The sequence below is a fragment of the Pseudomonas sp. NBRC 111140 genome (genome assembly GCF_001320885.1).
GTDB classification, from domain to species: Bacteria; Pseudomonadota; Gammaproteobacteria; order Pseudomonadales; family Pseudomonadaceae; genus Aquipseudomonas; species Aquipseudomonas putida_P.
The window spans coordinates 37030-56053 of sequence record NZ_BCBQ01000035.1; the positions used below are offsets into that span (position 1 = coordinate 37030).

Below are 19024 nucleotides of genomic sequence, written 5' to 3' on the forward strand. Positions count from 1 at the left end.
GGGAGGTTGCAACACCTGGCCGCGTTACCTTCCGTTAAAGTGTTACCCAGGATTTCCAATGCGAGCGATGCGTCGTCTTGATCTGTCAGCGGTAGAGCGCGCACTGCGCGAGGTGCAGGGCCGCTTTGCAGAACTCAGCCAGCATTTCACCGAACCGCGCGACCCGTTCACCGACGAGGTGCTGCTGAATGTGCTTGAAGGCTATGCCCTGATTGACGACTATGTCGCTCGCGGTATCGACCTTTTCGACCTGCAACAGCTGAACCTGATGCTGGAAATCAATGCCACCGTGCTGTGCGGCAGCGACCCGGCCCGCCGCCTGGAGTTCGCCCCGCACCTTGCCGCAACCGAGGCGCACTTTTTCAACAACGTGGAAGGTGGCATCAAGGATTTGTACAACTGGTACTGCTCGTACCGCAGCGATTCGATCTGGAAGCGGGCAGCCGGTGTGTATGTACGTATCCTCAGCAAACCGCAGCTGTTCATCGAAGGCAACAACCGCACCGGTTCGCTCATCGTCAGCTACTTGCTGATGCGTGCCGGGCTGCCGCCATTCGTGCTGTCGCTGGATAACGCCGAGGGTTACTTCAACCCGTCCTCGGTCATACGCAACTCCGCTAAACACGGTGTCAAGGCTTTGTACGAACTCCCCAAGATCAAGAAAAAGTACGCCGCTTTCCTTGAAGCGAAGGCGCCTGAGCCCGGCAAGTTCTTCCTGAGCGGCACACCCGTGCCCGCCTGTGAGGGGCGCCGCTGATGCAACGGTCATCCATGTTCGCACGCGGGCGCCAAGCTATCGAACGCAAGCTCAAGCGTGGCCAGGTGCGCATTTCGTTCGATATCGACGACACGCTCGCCTGCCTGCCCGAGCACGCCGCCGCCGAAGACAGCAAGCTGCCAACCTTCGTCCACCGCTGGCTCGGCGAGCCCCTGCGCAGCGGCACCCGTTCGCTGATTCGCGACCTGCGCCGCCAAGGCTGCAGCATCTGGATCTACACCTCGTCGGGGCGCACCCCGGCTTACATCCGCCGCTGGCTGATGCTGTACGGCATCCATGTCGATGGCGTGGTCAACAGTGACCGGCACCAGCACATCCTGGCGCAGAAAGGCCTGGAAAATTCGCCGTCCAAGCTGCCATCGGCGTTCGACATCGACCTGCATGTCGATGATTCCGAAGGTGTGCGGCTGGAGGGCGTCGACCACGGTTTTCGCGTGGTGGTGGTGTGCCCGAAGGATGAAAACTGGGCGCAGAAGGTGATGGACGCGGCGGCCGATGTGCAGGCGCGGCTGGCCTGGCAACAACCGCACCGTTATGAGATGCCCGTGCGCCAACGCTCGCAGGCGCTGGCTTCCTGAAGTAACGCGATAAGGGGGCCGCAAGGCGGCCCCCAGTTCGTTCAGGCGTATTGATACCCGCCTGCTACTGATGTGTACACCCTAAGTCTTGCGTCCCGGCCCAGGCAGGTACTGGGTCCGAATCATCACGCCATACCCGCCGCTCCAAAGCACCCACCCAATCGCGCCAAAGCAGCGTATCTGGCAATTTGCCCACTTCTGATAATCGCCTCCGACATCCAGTCCCCGTTTGGAGCGCGCCATGCACAACAACAATAAGCACCTGCCGCCTCGTTTCCTCGCCGCCGCCATTGCCAGTGTTTCTGCCCTGGGCCTGAGCGGTGTCGCCGAGGCCGAGATCATGCTGTACGACAAGGACCAGACGACGTTTTCCACCGATGGCTATATCAACGCCTTCTACGTCAACAGCAAGGTCGACCGTGAGGGCGAACAGTTCGACCGCCGCCAATCGCGGGTGAAAATGGGTTTCTTGCCCAACTACCTGGGTTTCAACATGGGCAAGCAGGTGGATGACCTCAAGCTCGGTGCGCGTGCCTCGTTCTGGGTAACCATCAACGACAGTGAAACCAACGGCACCGACACCGCCATCGACGTGCGTCAGTTCTACGGCACGGTGGCCAACCCCGAATGGGGCGAGGTGCTGATCGGCAAGGACTTCGGGCTGTTCGCTCGTTCCAACATCCTGCTCGACGAACTGCTGGCCGGTTATGGCCAGGTCAGCGACACGCTAGGGCTGGTGGATGGCGGCGGGGTTTCGTTCGGCAACATCGGCAGCGGCTACCCGTACCCGTTCCCCACCTCGCAGATCACCTACCGCACCCCGGTGATGGACGGCCTGCGGGTGGCGGTGGGCATCATGGACCCGGTGGACACCAACGACAGCAGCCCCACCGGCAAGGCCTACCAGGAAAACCCCCGCACCGAGAGCGAGATCACCTACCAGTTCGACCTGGGTGGCGCGCAGATCTACAGCTGGGTCAACGGCAGTTACCAGACCTCTGACAACACGGACTCGACAGTAGAGACGATCACCTCCAAAGGGGTGGGGTACGGGGTGCAGGCGAAAATGGGCGGCTGGTCGCTGACCGGCTCTGGGTTCCAGGCCAAGGGCATCAACCCATTCTTCACCAACAATGCTGGCGAACCGGTGTTGCGCAATGTCGACAGTGACGGCTACCTGCTGCAGGGCTCGTACAAGTTCGGCAAGAACCGCGTGGCGCTGTCCTATGGCAAGACCAAGGACGATGGCAATGGCGCGGTGGGCAGCGGGGCAGACTACGAAACCCGCGGCGTGGCGTTGTTCCACGACATCAACGACAACCTCAAACTGGTGGCCGAGTACAACCAGTTCTCCATTGACGGGCATGACACCAGTGCCCAGAACGAAGACACCGATACCTTTGCGGTGGGCGCGGTGCTGACCTGGTGAGTGGTGGGGGCCGCGAAGCGGCCCCTGCAATGACAGGCTGACAACAGTACTCCCATGGAACCGCCCACCCGCTACCCAAGTAGCATTCGTCCCCCGTACCCACCTTCGTACACTGATCCCTCAGCCACCCCGCGCCGGAGACCACGATGCAGCAGGCCCAAAACGACGGTGTGGTCAGCGCCATGTCTCAGGCAACCGACGCACGGCTGGCAGCTCAGGACCTGGCGCGGCAGTTGCTGCACCCGCACTTGGGTTTCGTGTTGTTCTTCTGTTCCGCCGAATACGACTTGCAGGCCTTGGGCGAAGCGTTGGAGCAGGATTTTGGCGGTATTCGACTGGTCGGTTGCACCAGCGCTGGCGAAATCACCCCGCAAGGCTACGGCCGTAATTGCGTGACGGCGGTGGGCTTCGATCACCGGCACTTTTCCATCGCCACCGAGTTGATCGATGAAATGGAGCGCTTCAGCCTGATCGATGCGCAGCAGATGGTCGAGCGCCTGGTCGGCACCTGCCGCAGCAATACCCTGTCGCCCATCAAGGGCCACAGCTTTGCCCTGACCCTGCTCGATGGATTGTCCAGCCGCGAGGAGATGGTGCTCGCGGCCCTTAGCGCAGCACTGGGGGAAATCCCGCACTTCGGTGGATCGGCCGGTGATGACAACTACCTGAACCGCACCCATGTGTACTACGCCGGAGCATTCCACAACGGCGCAGCGGTGGTGGTGCTGGTCAACACCTGGCTGGACTTTGAAGTGTTCACCACGCACCACATTCTGCCGCGCCAGGAAAAACTGGTGGTCACCGGAGCCGACAGTGCTCAGCGCCGGGTTTTCGAACTGAATGCCGAGCCCGCTGCCGAGGAGTACGCCCGCCATATCGGCGTGCCGGTGGCCGCGCTTGATCACCGGGTGTTCGCCGCCCACCCGCTGGCGGTACGCATTCACGATCAGTACTACGTGCGGGCGATTCAGCAGGTGCACCCGGACCTGAGCCTGAGCTTCTACTGCGCGGTGGAGAACGGCATCGTGCTGACGGCCATGACCCCAGGCCCGTTGTTGCCGAACCTGCACCAGCTATTCGACGGTTTGCACCAGCGGCTCGGCCCGTTGCTGCTGACCATCGGTTGTGATTGCTTCCTGCGGCGCCTGGAACTGGAGGCCCGGCACGGCCTGGAGCCAGTCGGTGCGTTCCTGCGCGAGCAACGGGTGATTGGCTTCAACACCTACGGAGAACAGTTCAATGGCATGCACATCAACCAGACCTTTACCGGGGTCGCCATTGCCCGCAACCGGCCGCCTGTCGGTCGCTGAACTGCAGGCCGAGGTTACCCGGCTGCATCATCAGAACCACAAGCTGCAGCGCATCAACGGCGCGCTGATCGAACGCATCGAGTCCGGGGTAACCCGTGGCAACGACCCTTACGCCGCTTTCCAGCATTCGGTGGTGCTGGCCGAGCAGGTGCGTGAACGCACCGATGCGCTGAACCAGGCCATGGCGGAACTCAAGGCCGTCAACCGCTTGCTCAGCGAGGCCCGGCAGCGTGCCGAGACTGCCCACCAGCACCAGATTCGCCTGATCACCGACAACGTCCCGGCACTGATCGCTTACCTGAACGCTGATCTGGTCTATGAGTTCACCAACAAGGTTTACGAAGAATGGTATTGCTGGCCGCACGGCGTGATGCTTGGCCAGAGCCTGCGTGAGGCCCACAGCGAGCAGCATTACCAGCGCCTGGAAGCCTATGTGGCACGTGCGCTGGCGGGGGAGAGCGTAACCTTCGAGTTTGCCGAAACCAATATCAACGGCCAGGAGCGCTACATGCTGCGCTCCTACGTGCCTAACCGCCTGGCCAGCGGCGAAGTGGTGGGTATTTTCGTGCTGATCCGCGACATCACCGAACGCCGCAACACCGCCCAGGCGCTGCACCAGGCCTATCAGCACCTTGAGCAACGGGTGCGCGAACGCACCGCCGAGCTGACCAGCCTCAACGACCAGTTGCTGCGCGAAATCGAAGAGCGCAGCCAGGCAGAATCGCGCCTGCGCGAGGCCAAGCGCGAAGCTGAACAGGCCAACCTGTCGAAAACCAAGTTTTTGGCCGCGGTCAGCCATGACCTGCTGCAACCGCTGAACGCGGCGCGGTTGTTCACCAGTGCGCTGCTCGAACGCCGTGAGCCGCAGAACGCTGGCCACCTGGTGCGCAATGTCAGCAATTCGCTGCAGGATGTGGAGAACCTGCTCGGCACCCTGGTGGATATATCCAAGCTCGATGCCGGCGTGATCAAAGCCGATGTCGCCCCGTTCGCCCTCAGCGAGTTGATGGACAACCTAGCCGCCGAATACGCCCAGGTGGCGCGCAGCGAAGGGCTGGCGCTGCACTTCGTGGGCTGTTCTGCCGTGGTGCGCAGCGACATCCAGTTGCTGGCGCGCATTCTGCGCAACCTGCTCAGCAATGCCATCCGTTATACCCGCAGCGGGCGTGTGGTGCTGGGGTGTCGGCGCCTGCGTGGTGGCCTGCGGATCGAGGTATGGGACAGTGGCATCGGCATTGCCGAGGAGCACCTGGAAGACATGTTCCTGGAATTCAAGCGCGGTGATGTGCAACGCCCGGACCAGGACCGTGGGTTGGGCCTGGGCCTGGCGATCGTGGAGAAGATCGCCGGCATCCTCGGCCACCGGATCCGCGTGCGTTCGTGGCTTGGCAAAGGTTCTGTGTTCGCGGTCGAAGTGCCGCTGAGCGCCACGGCACCCAAGGCCCAACCGGCCCAGGCGATGTGCGAGCCGATGCTCGAGCGCCTGCGTGGTGCACGGGTGTGGGTGCTGGATAACGATGCGGCGATTTGCGCCGGCATGCGCACCTTGCTGGAGGGTTGGGGTTGCCAGGTGGTCACCGCGTTGTCGGAGGAAGACCTGGCGCGCCAGGTGGACAACTACCACGCCGAGGCCGACCTGTTGATTGCCGACTACCACCTGGACAACGATTGCAATGGTGTCGATGCGGTGGCGCGGATCAATGCCCGCCGCGCCCAGCCGCTACCGGCACTGATGATCACCGCCAACTACAGCAACGACCTCAAGCAACAGATCCGTGAGCTAGGCCACACCCTGATGCACAAGCCGGTGCGGCCGATGAAGCTCAAGACAGCGATGAGCCATTTGCTGGCCGGTGCAGGTCAACGCCGTAGGTAATCGGCGAAATCGATATCGCCGGCACTCAGGATCGCCTGCACCCGGTTGTGCACATTGAGTTTGCGCAATATCGCCGAAACGTGGGCCTTGACCGTGGTTTCGGCGATATCCAGGGTGTAGGCAATCTGTTTGTTCGATTCGCCTTTGGTCATGCGCTCGAGCACCAGCAGCTGCTTGCGGGTCAGGGCCTGGAGCATTTCCGGCGGGAAGCTCGGGGCGTCGTTGTGGCGCCGGCTGGTGCTGCTTTTCTGGGCGCGGATGATGTCGGGCGGCAGGTACACATTGCCATTGAGGATTTGTTCGATCGCTTCGATCATCTGTGAGCGTGGCGAGGACTTGGTGATGAAACCCACGGCGCCGTAGGTAATGGCCTGCAGCACGATTTGCTTTTCCTGCTCGGCCGAAACGATCACCACCGGCGTGGTCGGTGCCTCGTTGCGCAGGGTGATCAGGCCGTTGAGGCCATGCATGCCGGGCATGTTCAGGTCGAGCAGGATCAGGTCGAGGTCGTCGTGTGCCTGAGTCAGTGCCAAGGCGCTGTCCAGGTCGGCGGTTTCCATGACTTCACTGCCCTGGAAACCATCGCTGATGACGTTGTGGATGGCTTCGCGAAACAGGGGGTGATCGTCGGCAATCAAAATTTTGTACATGGCCTTTTCACCTTGTTTTTATTGGATGGAGCGGGGCACGCATGCGCAGGCAGGCAATTCAGGGGAAGGGCACTGGTTGCGCCGGCTGCAATGGCAGGTTGGCTTGCTGCCAGGCATCCACGCCGTCGCGGTACCAATACAGGTTGTTATAGCCCAGGGCTTTCGCGCGTTTTACCGCGTTCCAGCTTAACCAGCAATCGGAGCGGCAGTAAAACACCAGTGGTTGCTCCGGGTGACCGGCGCTGGCTTTGTGCAGGTTACGCACGAAGTAGTCCTGCCAGGCCTGGGTCAGTTCGCCGTCGCCGGTGTTGGCCAGCCATAGGCTGCCGGGGAGGTTGGCGTGCGGCTCGTCTTCGATGAAGCGCCCTTGCAGCCATTGGCGGCGATAGACGTCGATCAGCACCGGCCTGGGGGTTTGGCCCAGCAGGTGCTGCAGCGTGGCGGTGTCGATGACCTGGCCGCCTTCGACCTGTTGCGGGGTCGGGCTGCGGTAAAGGGTGGCGCGATAGCCCTCGGCGGTAAACAACGGCGCGGTGTCGGCGTGGGCGATACCCAGTGACAGACACAGCGTAAGGGCAGCCAGCAGGGGGCGCGGGGCACGTGGCATGGTTTTATCCTTTTTGTTATAGGCCCATTACATGCCAGTGGTGGTGCGTTGTGAATGCGACGATCAGACAGCAAAGGCAGTACTAAAGTAGTAGGTGGCCGCCGCCACAAGAAAGGTGCACTCACAGGCCTGGTTGATCAGCGGGGCTTGCGCAGCGCCGCATGCTGGGGGTTGAAGGTGAGTATCGCCAGCAGCGTGAACAATGCGGTCAACCCAAGGCACACCACCAGTGCCAGCAGGTTCAGGCGCTCATAGAGCGCATACCGCACCAGCTCCACGGCATGGCTGAACGGGTTCACAGCGCACAGCCAATACAGCCACTGGCTGGCCTCGCGCATCTTCCACAGCGGATACAACGCTGAAGACAGGAAAAACAGCGGGAAAATCACGAAATTCATCACCCCGGCAAAGTTCTCCAGTTGGCGAATCGCGTTCGACAGCAACAGCCCCAGGGCGCTGAGCATGAAGGCCACCAGCAACAAGGCCGGCAACGCCAGCAGCAAGCCCGCAGCCGGTGGCTGCACGCCGTACAGCCAGGCGATGGCGAGGAAGGCATAGACTTGCAGCAGGGAAATCAACGAGGTCGCCAACAGCTTGCTGGCCAGCAGAAACGGCCGGGGTAACGGGCTGGTCAGCAATACGCGCATGCTGCCCATCTCGCGGTCATACACCATCGACAGTGAGCCCTGCATGCCGTTGAACAACAGAATCATGCCGGCCAGGCCCGGAATGATGTACACCTCGTAGGGGATGTAGGTGTCGTAAGGCTCGATGATGGCAATGCCCAGCGCCGCGCGAAAGCCGGCTGCGAACACCAGCAACCACAGCAGTGGGCGCACCAGGGCGCTGAGCAGGCGCGTGCGCTGCAACACGAAGCGCAGCCATTCGCGCAGCATGATGCCGTTGAAACATTGCCAGTAGGCGTTCATTGGGCGTCGGCTCCTGAAGGGGTGCTGGTCAGGCGGGCAAAGGCGTTGTCGAGGTCGCCGCCGTGCTCCAGGCTCAGCGCATCGGCCGTGCCACTGGCCACCAGGCGCCCCTGATGCAGTATCAACAGGTCATCGCTGGGCTGCACTTCGTCCAGCAGGTGGGTGGCCCACACCACACTCAGTTGCTGCTCGCGGCACAGCCGACGCAGGTGCTGGTTGAGCGCCAGGCGGCTGGCCGGGTCGAGGCCCACACTGGCCTCGTCGAGCAGTAGCAGGCGTGGTTCATGCAGCAGCGCGCGGGCAATTTCCACCCGGCGGCGATGGCCGATGTTCAGCTCGCGCACTCGATCGCGCCGGCGTTCGCCAAGGCCTTGGCGGGCCAGTTCGGCTTCGACGCGCTGGTCGCTCTGGCGCCGCGACAGGCCATGCAACGCGGCGTGGTAGCGCAGGTTTTGTTCAACGCTCAGGTCCAGGTCCAGGGTGCTTTGTTGAAACACCACGCCCAACTGGCGCAATGCCGGGCGTGCAGCGTTGCGCAGCGAGCAGCCGCACACGCGGATGTCGCCGTGCTGCAGGTCGTACAGCCGGGTAAGCAGGGCGATCAAGGTCGATTTGCCGGCACCATTGGGGCCCAGCAACGTGGCAAAACGCCCGGGCGCCAGGCTGAAACCGACCTGCCGGAGTGCCTCGCGCGCGCCATAGGCAAAGCTCACGTCACTTACATCGAGGGCGTTCATGGTGTCACCACCACACCCCAGGGGTAGCGCCCGACCTTAACCGACTTGAGCACCTTGAGGTTCTTCACATCGATGACCGAAACGTCGCCGCTGACACCGTTGGTGGCCAGCAACTGGCTTTGGTCCGGAGTAAAGGCCAACTGCCAGACACGCCGCCCGACCAGCAGGTAGTCGAGTACCTCGTAGGTCTTGGCATCGATCACCGCCACATGATTGGCCGGGCCCAGGGCGACGAAGGCGTACTTGCCATCGGCGCTGAGCTTGATGCCCACCGGCTGGACCTTGTCCGGGTGCACGCCCTTGATCTGGAAGTTCAGGGTTTTCAGCACCTGGCGCGTGGCCACGTCGAGGATGGTCACCGTGCCGCCGATTTCCGCCGAGGCCCACAGTTTCGAGCCGTCCTTGTCGAACTCGACGAAGCGCGGGCGTTGATCGACCAGGGTGCTGTCGGCCAGGGTCTGGGTGCTGGTGTCGATCCAGTGCAGCATGTTGGTGGTTTCGCTGGTGTTGACCGCCCATTTGCCGTCGGGGCTGACCGCCATGCCTTCAGGTTCGATGCCGACGTCGATCTGCCCGAGCACCTTGTCGGTCACGGTGTCGATCACCGTCACCAGCGCATCGTCTTCGTTGGACACATACAGCCAGCGGTCATTGGGGTGCAGGGCGAACTGCTCGGGGTCCTTGCCGGAGGGCAGCTCCTTGATGATCTTGCGGGTGGCCACGTCCATCACTTGCACCCGGTCCGAATCGCTTGCGCAGATGTACAGCAGCTTGTTGTCGTGGGACAGCAGCAGGCCGCGCGGGCGCTGGCCCACCGGCAGGGTTTCGGTGACTTGCAGTGTTTGCATGTCGATCAGGCTGAGGCTGTTGTCCTTTTCGTTGGAGACCCAGGCGGTGGCCGCCGTGGCGTGCCCGCAGGCCAGCGCCAGGGCGCCCGACAGCAGGCTGGGGTAGAGCAGGGCCCGGTGGAAGAAGGGGCGGCGCATGGCGAATTCCTTGTTGTTGTGGTTGTTGGGTCAGGGGTAGCTGCACGTCACTTCGGGCTTGTCGTAGCCCAGGCTGTCCATTTCATTGAAGGGATGCAGGAAGCCCTCCTGCGGCGAGGTGCTGACCAGGGCCCGCGGCTGCACCAGCGCAATCGGCTGGCGCAGTTCACCGTTCCATGGGCGGTAACTGAGCTTGCGGCCCTTGAAGCCGTCCAACGGCAACTGCTCGCTGAGCAGCAGTTGCTGCAGCGCGCGTGGTTCGGCCTGGCGCAGCTTGCTGGCCGCGCTGGCGACGCTGCGCACAGCCATCCAGGCGGCGAAGTCGCGGTCGTTCATCCAGCGCCCGGCCTGGGCCTCGAAGCGCTTTTGCAGCTGGGCCGCACCGAAGGTTTCCACGGTCTTGTGCCAGCCCGTGGGGGTCAGGCCCTGGGTGCCGGCCACCGGGCGCGGGTACCAGGTCTGGTAGGGCAGGTATTCGCCGAAGTCGCCGCGTTCGTCAGCCACCAGCACCACGTCGTATTCGGCGGTTTGGGTGAACAACGGCATGTCGGCCTGGGCGCTGCGGCGCTGGTCGTTGTCGAAGGTCCAGGTTTTTTCCGCGACCAGTTGCACACCAAAACGCTTCAGTGCGCGGCGCAGGGCGTCGGCGTAGGCTTTGTCGTCCTCGGTCTGGCCGACCACCAGCAGCGCCCGCTGCCACTTGCGCAGCACCAGGAACTGCACCAGGGCATCGGCCAGCATGGCCCGGCCCGGCAGGCTGTGCAGCACATTGCCCAGGCACTGGCTGCTGCGCAGGCTGTCGTCAGGGCTGCCGGCATTGAACAGCAGGCTGTCGGGCAGGGCGGCGGACAGCGCGCGCAGGCTGGCTGCTGGGGCGTTCACCACGAACAGGCGCAGGCCTTGGTCATGTTGGGCGTTGGCGGCCTGCAGCAGGGCCTCGGGGCTGTCGACCGTGGCGCTGGTCAGCTGGAAGTGCTGTTTCAGGAAGCGCCCGGTGCTGTTGCTGTCGACAATCGCCAGTTCCGCCCCTTGCAGGCCGGCGTCGGCAGGCTCGGGGATGATGTTGGACAGCAGTGGGCCGGGGTCGGGGCGATAGCCCAGGTAGCCGATGCGCACCTGCAACGGTTCTGCAGCGCACACCAAGGGCGCCGACAACGTCGCGGCCAGGGCCAGCAGGCAGGTCAAGGCAAGTTGGGCAGGCTGGCGCATAACACACTCCACGGCAGATGGCGCCAGCATAGGAACCCCGCTGGGAGGGGGAAATATGCAGAAAGTAGCGCTCGGCCGGTACCAAGGTAGTAATTCACCGCGCAGGCCACGGTTTTACGATGGGCCGCAGCGCCCCGAGGAGAACCGCCCATGCGCCTCATCAACCTGTCTGCCCTGTGGCGTATCAACCTTTGGGTCACCTTCTGCTTTGCCCTGGTGACGCTGGCGTGCGCCGGGGTGCTGTTGCACCAGGCGGTGGCGGACGTCGAGCGTGAGTTGCAGTCCGCCGAAGCCGTGGTGGCGTACCTTGGCGACACTGCCGAGCGTGACCCGGCGAGCCTGCAACCCGGCCTGACCGAGCGCTTGCGCCATGTGCGGGTGCACTGGCTGGCGCCGGGTGAAGCTGCACAGCTTCCACACCAAGGCGGTGTCGATGCCTGGCTGGGGCGTCAGCTGTTCGGCGAGCGCGATCACAGCAGTCGGCTGCTGGCGCTGAGTGACGGGCGCCGAGTGTTGATAGCCGTGGATGCGCGGGATGAAATCGACGAAGTCTGGGATTCGCTGCAGCAACTGGTGAGCCTGTGCGGCCTGGCCCTGTTGTTGAGCCTGTTGACCATCCGCTGGGCGGTGCGGCGTGCCATGGGCCTGCTGGAGGAATTGCTGGGTGCCTTGCGCCAGGTTTCAGGCGGGCAATTGACAGCACGCCTGCGCGAAGCCGGCCTGCCGGAAGCGCGCCAGTTGGCGGAACACTTCAACCGCATGGCTGCCACGCTGGAGCAGGCCCAGGCTGACAATGCCCACCTGACCCAAGCCCTGTTGGCGGTGCAGGAACAAGAGCGTACCCAGCTGGCGCAGACCCTGCACGATGACCTGGGGCAGTACCTGGCCGGCATGCGTGCTCAGCTCTGCCTGTTGCGCATGGTGGCCGATCAGCCTGCGGTGGTGACGCAGACGGCGCACGCCCTCGAATTCAATTGCGAGCGCTTGCAGCAGGGTTTTCGCGCGCTGGTGCACAACCTGTACCCCGTGGCGCTGCACTACATGCCGCTGGCCGAGGCTTTCGGCCTGCTGGTGAGCCAGTGGCAGGCCAGCCAGGGCATCGAATGCCGGCTACGGGTTGGCGAGCACTTGCCGGCGCTGCCTGGGCCGAGCAGAACGCACTTGTACCGCTTGCTGCAGGAGGCGCTGACCAACGTCGCCCGGCATGCCGGCGCCAGCCAGGTGCGGGTACGTCTGCTGCGCAGTGCCAAGGGTTTGCGCCTGTTCATTCGCGACAATGGCTGCGGCGCACGCCCGCCCCAGCGCCCAGGGCTAGGTTTGCACTCGATGGCCGAGCGCGCCCGTAGCCTGGGCGGGGAGCTGCGTATTTTCAGCCGCCCGGGTGGCGGCTGGGCGCTGGCCCTGAACATTCCCAAGGAGGTGTGATGAATATCGTGTTGGTCGATGACCATGCCGTGGTCCGCCAGGGCTACGCCAGCCTGCTGCGGGCGGTGCTGCCGTTGATGCAGGTGCGTGAGGCTGCCAGTGGTGAAGAGGCGCTGGCCCGGGTGCAGGAGCAAGTCCCCAACCTGGTGATCATGGACTTTGGCCTGCCCGGTATCAGTGGCCTGGAAACCACCCGTCGCCTGCGCCAGCGCCTGCCGCAACTGCGGGTACTGTTTTTCAGCATGCACGACGAGCTGCCGCTGGTGCGTCAGGCGCTGGACGCGGGGGCCTCGGGCTACCTGACGAAGAACTCGGCGCCCGAGGTGTTGATCGAGGCGGTGCAGCGGGTGATGGCCGGGCATGCCTACATCGAGCAGCCTCTGGCCACCCAGTTGGCGTGCACGTCACAGCAGAGCGCCAGTGATCCACGGTTGCAGCGCATGACCCAGCGCGAGCTGGAGATTTTCACGATGCTGGCCAAGGGGACGCCGATGCGGGTAATTGCCGAGCAGTTGTGTATCAGTGCCAAGACCGTGTCCAACCACCTGACCTTGCTCAAGAGCAAATTGCAGGTCAGCTCGCATGCCGAGCTGGTGCACCTGGGGATCGACCTTGGGGTGGTACGGGTGGCGGGGTGATGGCCGACATGACAGAAGTGGCGCTCGGTCTCCCAGGCGCCACACATCCCACGTCGAACCCTGCGCTCACTTGTCCCAAGTCTCAGGGCACCCTTTGCACCCTTCCATGTTGGCCTCCTGAAAATTCCCGTAATGCTGCCGCGCCCCGCGCAAATCGGCGCGGGCCAGGTTGCTCTGGCCAAATTTTGCTTCCTGCAGGTTGGCATCGCCCAGGTTGGCCCCTTGTAGATCAGCCTTGCTCAACCAGGCCATCTCCAGGTCCGCCGCCTGCAAGTTGGCCTGCTGCAGCTTCGCCCCGGACAGCCTGGCGAACTGCAGGTAGGCCGCACTGAGGTCGGCCTTGGCAAACTGTGCCCCTTGGGCGAACAGCCCCCAGCCCTGAATGGCCACCAGCCTGCTATTGCTCAGGTCGGCCAAGCGCAGGTTGCTCTGTTGCAGGCTGGCGCGGGTCAGGTTGGCGCCTTGCAGGCGGGCCCTTTCCAGGTTGGCCAGGTCCAACTGGGCATGGCGCAGGTCGGCATCGCGCAGGTCGGCGCCGGCCAGGTTCATCTTGCGCAGGTCCTGGTTGGCCAGCTTGGCGCCGCGCAGGTTGGCCCCCGGGCACTGGCTGGCTTCGGCAATCACGCAGCCGTTGATGGTCAAAGGGGCATCGTTGCCAGCATCGTCGGCATTCTCGGCCATGGCAGGGGACAGCACCAACAGCAAGGCAAAGGGTAAGTAGTTCATGGCGAAAGGCTCTATGCAGAAGAAGGGCTGATGCGGGGAGGGGCACAGGCCCGCTCCCCGCTGCAGGTCAACGCTGTGCAGTCTTGGTGTCCCAACTAGGGATCTTGAACACCCAGAACGAGCCGCCCTGCGCCACGGGTTTGGTCAGCTCGGCCATGTCGCCGCCCCACAGCGGCACCGCGCCGCCATAGCCCACGGTCACGCCGATGTACTGCTCGCCATCCTGCTCCCAGGTGATGGGCGGCGAAACGATGCCGCTGCCGGTCTGGAACTTCCACAGCTCCTTGCCCGTCTTGGCGTCGAACGCCTTGAAGAAACCGTCACCCGTGCCGGTGAATACCAGGTTGCCCTTGGTGGCCAGCACGCCTGCCCACAGCGGCAGGTGCTCCTTGTGTTCCCACACCAGCTTGCCGGTAGTCGGGTCCATGGCGCGCAAGGTGCCGACGTGGTCGTCGTACATGCGCTTGATACGGAAGCCCATGCCCAGGTAGGCCGAGCCTTTCTTGTAGTTCACTTCCTCGGTCCAGTATTCCTCTTTCCACTGGTTGCCGGGGATGTAGAACAGGCCAGTGTCTTGGCTGTAGGCCATGGGGTTCCAGTTTTTGCCGCCAAGGAACGGTGGCGAGACTTCCACCGGCTTGCCCTTGGTTTCACCCGGCAACGGCTTGGCCGGGCGTTGGCCGGGGTTTTCCACCGGGCGCCCGGTCTTCAGGTCGATGTGGCTGGCCCAGGTGATGTTGTCGACGAAGGGGAAGGCGTTCTGCAGCTTGCCGTTGTTGCGGTCTACCACGTAGAAGAAGCCGTTGCGGTCGGCGTGGGCGGTGGCCTTGACCACTTTGCCGTCCTTGTCTTTGTAGTCGAACAGCACCAGCTCGTTGTTGCCGGAGAAGTCCCAGGCATCGTTGGGGGTGTGCTGGTAGAACCATTTGACCTCGCCGGTGCTCGGGTCGACGCCGACCTGGCCGGAGGTGTACAGGCTGTCGAAGTCATGCGGGTTGCCGTCCTTCGACGTGCGCGCCCAGGTATTCCACGGGCCGGGGTTACCCGCGCCAACGATGATGGTGTTGGTCTCGGGGTCGAAGCTGGCGCTTTGCCAAGGGGCGCCGCCGCCGTGGCTCCAGGCCTCGACCTTGCCGGTTTCGGTGGTGGGGTCGTCTGGCCAGGACGGCGCCTTGACATCGCCGGTCGGGGTGCTGTCCTTGCCGTTCAGGCGGCCCATGTGGCCTTCGACGAAAGGCCGCATCCACACCTCTTCGCCGGTGTCTGGGTCGCGCGCGAACAGCTGGCCGACCACGCCGAATTCATCGCCGGAGCTGCCGTGGATCAGCAGAACCTTGCCGCTGGTCTTGTCCTTGATCAGCACCGGTGCGCCGGTCATGGTGTAGCCGGCGCTGTGGTCGCCGAACTTCTTGTTCCACACCACTTTGCCGGTGTTTTTGTCCAGGGCGATGACCCGCGCGTCCAGGGTGCCGAAGTAAATCTTGTCGCCGTAGATCGCTGCCCCGCGGTTGACCACGTCGCAGCACGGGCGAATGTTGTCGGGCAGGCGATGGTTGTAGGTCCACAGGCGTTTGCCGGTCTTGGCATCGAGGGCGAATACCCGTGAGTAGGAGCCTGTGACGTAGACCACGCCGTCGCTGACGATGGCCTGGGACTCCTGGCCGCGCTGCTTCTCGTCGCCGAAGGAGTAGGACCAGGCCGGCGTGAGCTTGAACACGTTCTGGTCGTTGACCTGGGCCAGCGGGCTCCAGCGCTGGGCGTTGGTACCCATGCCGTACTGCAGCACGTCCTGGGTGGTCAGGTGGTCATTGGCGATGTCTTCCCAGGTGACGTGCTTGCCGGCAGGTGCAGCAGAGGGGGTGGCCGCTGTTGCCACAGTGCCCAGGGCCAGGCTACCGGCCATCAGCAGGACGCGCACGCTCAAGGCCAGAGGGGAAAGGGCGGGTAGCGATCTTATTGTCATGGTTGCAGTTCCCAGTGGAGGTTTTGGCCTGCACAGGGTGGGGTGGGGCGGTGGTTGCGGGATACGGAAAAATTCCCGCCCTTGCCGGGAAGAGTTCCCGCACGGCACCTCAATTGGCCCTTCGCCACAAGCCCTACTACCAAGGGAGTAAGGCCCGGCCACCAAAGCAGCATTCGGCCGCCTGCGGGCTGTTTCTAAGATGGCGGCACGGCCTCTGTGGTTGAGGCTTTGCGTGCAATGGTGAGGGCATAACAATGACAAAAAAACGCGATGTGTTGCTTGCTGCAGGGTTGCTGGCCGGGGCTGTGCTGACCGGCACGGCCTGGGCCCATGGCAACGTGGTGCCCCAGGCCGTGGAGACCAAGGGCTTGACCCCGATCAAGGACGCTGGCGTTAGCCTGGACGGCGACGGTTGGGCGGCAGTGAACCCTTACCGCAGCTCACCCGAGCACGACAAGGCCGTGGAAATCGGCGCCTCGGCCTACAACCAGAACTGCGCGGCCTGCCATGGGCTGGAGGCCAAGTCCGGCGGTATCGCCCCGGACCTGCGCATGCTCGATGCCGGTGATGCCGGCGATGAGTGGTTCGTTGAGCGGGTGCGCCACGGTGCGGTGCGCGACGGCCGCGTGTACATGCCTAAGATGGCCGATTACCTGAGCCAGGAAGCGCTGTGGGCGGTGCGCACCTACCTGGACAGCGTGCACGTCGAGGAGTGACGGCCATGCGCCTGTGGACGGTGCTGTTGAGTGGCCTGCTGCTGTGTTGCGCGGTGGCTCAGGCGCAGGTGCGCAACTACGACGCGATCATCGCCGCCGGCGAGTTGAAAGTGGCGGTGTACAAGGATTTCGCACCCTACAGTTTCCAGGACCACGGCCAGCCGCGAGGCGTCGATGTGGAGCTGGCACAGGCCCTCGCCACGGCCTTGGGGGTGCGCCTGCAACTGATTTGGGCACCGCCTGGAGAAAAGCTCGACGATGACCTGCGCGACTACATCTGGCGCGGCAGCCCGCTGCGCCACCAGCAATTGGCCGACCTGATGATGCGGGTGCCATACGATCACGATTACGCGCAGAAGCGCAACGAACTGGGCGAGCTGGAAAACGCCCAGGTGGTGATGTTCGGCCCCTATCAGCAAGAGCGCTGGCAGGTGGCCTATGACCAGCGCCGGCTGGCCTCGGTGGCCAGTGTGGCGGTGTTCCAGCAGCACCCGATCGGGGTCGAGGTCGACAGCGTGCCGTCGTTCTACCTGACCTCGGTGTTCAACGGCATGCTCAGCGCCAAGACCCACCATTACCCCAACGTGCAGCAGGCATTTGCCGCGATGCAGGCCGGCCAGGTGGACGCGGTGATGGCGATGCGCGGCGAGGTCGACTGGCAACTGCACCAAGCCGCCGACCCGCAACTGGCCCTGGCGGAAAACGCCTACCCGAACCTTGGCAAGCAAGCCTGGGAAATCGGCATGGCTGTGCACGAAAGCAACCGGCAGTTGGCCTATGCGGTGGAGGAGGCCCTCGAGGGCATGATCCGTGATGGCCGGCTCAAGGCGATGTATGCCACTTACGGCCTGCGTTACGAGGTCCCGGAGATGTATCAATAGGAGTGGCCATGAACTGGCGAGCGACGTTCCTGCTGGCCTGCTGGATGCCCTTGGCGGCCCAGGCTGCGACGCAGGGCACCCACATAGACCCGGTGCCCTCGGTCATGTGGGACTTCTACCACAAGCAGATACTGGGCCAGGCAGCGTTCGTGTTCGATGACCGTGTAAAACTGCTGGCGCCGCCCTTTGCCGAGGACGCGCGGCAGGTGCCGCTGGAGATCGACGCCCGGGCGTTCACAGGCGAGGTGGTACGGATCATCGCCTGGGCCGAACTCAACCCGTTGCCGCGCATCGTCGACTTCCAGCCTGGCGAGCGCGTGCTGCCCTGGTTGTCGATCCGTATTCGTATCGAGCAGGCCACGCCGCTGCGTGCCGCCGTGCTGACGCGCGATGGCCTGTGGCATGTCGGCTCGACCCTGATTGATGCCGCAGGTGGCGGGTGTACCGCGCCCAGCGTAGTCCGTACCCAACCCGGCTGGGAGGAGCACCTCGGTGAAGTGCTGGGCGGGCGCTACCCGCGTGGCGACAGCAGCCGCCTGCGCCTGCAGGTGGCCCACCCGATGGATAACGGCCTGGTCAGCGGCATTCCCGAGTTCTTCCTCAACCATGCCGAGTTGCAAGGCGACGACGGCCAGCGCCTGGCGAGCCTCGAGCTGTACCCGGCGGTCAGCGAAAACCCCAACCTGGGCTTTGACATCCGCGGCACCGGGCCAACCCGGCTGTTGTTGCAGGACAACAGCGGCAACCAGTTCGAGGCAGCGGTGCCCTGAGCAGTTGCCCCACTTCACCCCAGACCAGAGGCGCCGTCATGCGTTGGACCCTGCTGTTGCTACTGTGCCTGGGGCTGCCGGCCCAGGCCGACCTGGAATACCGGCTCACTCCCCGGCAGATCGCCGAGGGCACCTGGTTGCTGGAAGGCAGCACCGACAATTTTGCCAAGGCCAATGGCGGCAATGTGGTCAACACCGCATTCATCGTCACCGACAGTGGTGTGGTGGTCATCGACAGCGGGCCATCGAAACGCTATGGCGAGGCGATGCGTCAGGCGATTGCCACCGTCACCGAAAAGCCGGTGCTGGAAGTGCTGTTGACCCATCATCACCCTGATCACGTACTGGGCAACCAGGCCTTTGCAGATGTGCCGATTGGCGCCTTGGCCGGCACCCGCGACCTGCTGCGCCAGCAAGGCGACGCCATGGCCGAAAACATGTACCGCCTGGTTGGCGACTGGATGCGCGGTACCGAGGTGGTGTTGCCGACCCAGGTGCTGCAGCCGGGGGGGCGTGAAGTGGGCGGGCACCGCCTGCGGCTGCTGGCGCTGAGCGGGCATACCGGTGCCGACCTGGCGATTCTCGATGAAAACACCGGCGTGCTGTTCGCCGGCGACCTGGTGTTCTACGAACGTGCCCTGACCACGCCCAACAGCCCGGGGCTGGAGGTGTGGCTCAAGGACCTGGACACCTTGCAGGCGTTGCCCTGGAAGCAACTGGTGCCCGGCCACGGCCCGGTGGCCAGTGATGCGCAGCCGTTCGCGCAGATGCGTGACTACCTGGGTTGGCTGGATGGCCTGATGCGTGATGGCGCGG

Annotated in this window: 19 protein-coding genes; 11 read left to right on the forward strand and 8 right to left on the reverse strand. The window is 63.9% G+C overall.

All coding sequences use genetic code 11. From position 1 onward, the window contains the following. The first annotated feature begins 58 nt into the window (after positions 1–58). From APH42_RS13705 to APH42_RS13725, 5 genes are all read left to right on the forward strand, one after another. Positions 59–757 carry a hypothetical protein gene (locus tag APH42_RS13705; RefSeq protein WP_012272765.1) on the forward strand — a complete coding sequence of 233 codons (699 nt, stop codon included), beginning with the start codon at positions 59–61 and terminating at the stop codon, positions 755–757. Next, positions 757–1356, forward strand: coding sequence for a hypothetical protein (locus tag APH42_RS13710; RefSeq protein WP_012272764.1), 600 nt, complete (start codon positions 757–759; stop codon positions 1354–1356). Before APH42_RS13705 ends, APH42_RS13710 begins: the two co-directional genes overlap by 1 nt. A gap of 241 nt (positions 1357–1597) precedes the next feature. After that, complete coding sequence (locus APH42_RS13715) at positions 1598–2785, forward strand: porin (RefSeq protein ID WP_012272763.1); 1188 nt, start codon at positions 1598–1600, stop codon at positions 2783–2785. A gap of 146 nt (positions 2786–2931) precedes the next feature. Beyond that, entirely contained in the window at positions 2932–4095 is a 1164-nt protein-coding gene (nosP, locus tag APH42_RS13720; protein WP_060493512.1) for a nitric oxide-sensing protein NosP, read from the forward strand. Continuing rightward, on the forward strand, positions 4064–5971 hold the full coding sequence (locus APH42_RS13725; protein ID WP_060493513.1) for a NahK/ErcS family hybrid sensor histidine kinase/response regulator: 1908 nt from the start codon (positions 4064–4066) through the stop codon (positions 5969–5971). Before nosP ends, APH42_RS13725 begins: the two co-directional genes overlap by 32 nt. Here APH42_RS13725 and APH42_RS13730 read toward each other — a convergent pair. From APH42_RS13730 to APH42_RS13755, 6 genes are all read right to left on the reverse strand, one after another. Further along, the gene (locus tag APH42_RS13730; RefSeq protein ID WP_012272760.1) at positions 5956–6621 is read right to left on the reverse strand and encodes a response regulator transcription factor; all 666 of its coding nucleotides are present in this window, start codon (positions 6619–6621) and stop codon (positions 5956–5958) included. The genes APH42_RS13725 and APH42_RS13730 overlap by 16 nt on opposite strands. A 58-nt stretch (positions 6622–6679) precedes the next feature. Then, entirely contained in the window at positions 6680–7228 is a 549-nt protein-coding gene (locus APH42_RS13735; protein WP_012272759.1) for a PQQ-dependent catabolism-associated CXXCW motif protein, read from the reverse strand. Positions 7229–7365: 137 nt separating this feature from the next. Next, the gene (locus APH42_RS13740) at positions 7366–8157 is read right to left on the reverse strand and encodes an ABC transporter permease (protein WP_012272758.1); all 792 of its coding nucleotides are present in this window, start codon (positions 8155–8157) and stop codon (positions 7366–7368) included. Further along, a complete protein-coding gene (locus APH42_RS13745; protein ID WP_060493514.1) occupies positions 8154–8894 on the reverse strand; it encodes an ABC transporter ATP-binding protein in 741 nt (246 codons plus the stop codon). Before APH42_RS13745 ends, APH42_RS13740 begins: the two co-directional genes overlap by 4 nt. Further along, positions 8891–9880, reverse strand: a complete 990-nt coding sequence (locus APH42_RS13750; protein WP_012272756.1) for a YVTN family beta-propeller repeat protein — start codon at positions 9878–9880, stop codon at positions 8891–8893. Before APH42_RS13750 ends, APH42_RS13745 begins: the two co-directional genes overlap by 4 nt. A gap of 30 nt (positions 9881–9910) precedes the next feature. Beyond that, complete coding sequence (locus tag APH42_RS13755) at positions 9911–11089, reverse strand: ABC transporter substrate-binding protein (protein WP_060493515.1); 1179 nt, start codon at positions 11087–11089, stop codon at positions 9911–9913. Between the two features lie 150 nt (positions 11090–11239). On the opposite strand from APH42_RS13755, the gene APH42_RS13760 reads away from it, so the two are divergent. Next, a complete protein-coding gene (locus APH42_RS13760; protein ID WP_060493516.1) occupies positions 11240–12514 on the forward strand; it encodes a histidine kinase in 1275 nt (424 codons plus the stop codon). Beyond that, a complete protein-coding gene (locus APH42_RS13765; protein WP_012272753.1) occupies positions 12514–13152 on the forward strand; it encodes a response regulator transcription factor in 639 nt (212 codons plus the stop codon). The genes APH42_RS13760 and APH42_RS13765 overlap by 1 nt, the downstream gene beginning before the upstream one ends. Positions 13153–13218: 66 nt before the next feature. Here the strand turns inward: APH42_RS13765 and APH42_RS13770 are convergent, their stop codons facing one another. Then, positions 13219–13878 carry a pentapeptide repeat-containing protein gene (locus APH42_RS13770; protein ID WP_060493517.1) on the reverse strand — a complete coding sequence of 220 codons (660 nt, stop codon included), beginning with the start codon at positions 13876–13878 and terminating at the stop codon, positions 13219–13221. A 67-nt stretch (positions 13879–13945) separates the two neighbouring features. After that, on the reverse strand, positions 13946–15841 hold the full coding sequence (exaA, locus tag APH42_RS13775; protein ID WP_012272751.1) for a quinoprotein ethanol dehydrogenase: 1896 nt from the start codon (positions 15839–15841) through the stop codon (positions 13946–13948). A gap of 254 nt (positions 15842–16095) precedes the next feature. Between exaA and pedF the strand changes: the two genes are divergently transcribed. From pedF to APH42_RS13795, 4 genes are all read left to right on the forward strand, one after another. Continuing rightward, the gene (gene pedF / locus APH42_RS13780; RefSeq protein ID WP_012272750.1) at positions 16096–16557 is read left to right on the forward strand and encodes a cytochrome c-550 PedF; all 462 of its coding nucleotides are present in this window, start codon (positions 16096–16098) and stop codon (positions 16555–16557) included. Between the two features lie 5 nt (positions 16558–16562). Further along, complete coding sequence (locus APH42_RS13785) at positions 16563–17438, forward strand: ABC transporter substrate-binding protein (RefSeq protein WP_012272749.1); 876 nt, start codon at positions 16563–16565, stop codon at positions 17436–17438. Between the two features lie 8 nt (positions 17439–17446). Next, on the forward strand, positions 17447–18208 hold the full coding sequence (locus APH42_RS13790; RefSeq protein ID WP_012272748.1) for a quinoprotein dehydrogenase-associated SoxYZ-like carrier: 762 nt from the start codon (positions 17447–17449) through the stop codon (positions 18206–18208). A 38-nt stretch (positions 18209–18246) separates the two neighbouring features. After that, the coding region (locus APH42_RS13795) for a quinoprotein relay system zinc metallohydrolase 1 (RefSeq protein ID WP_060493518.1) at positions 18247–19024 on the forward strand (778 nt) is incomplete at its 3' end.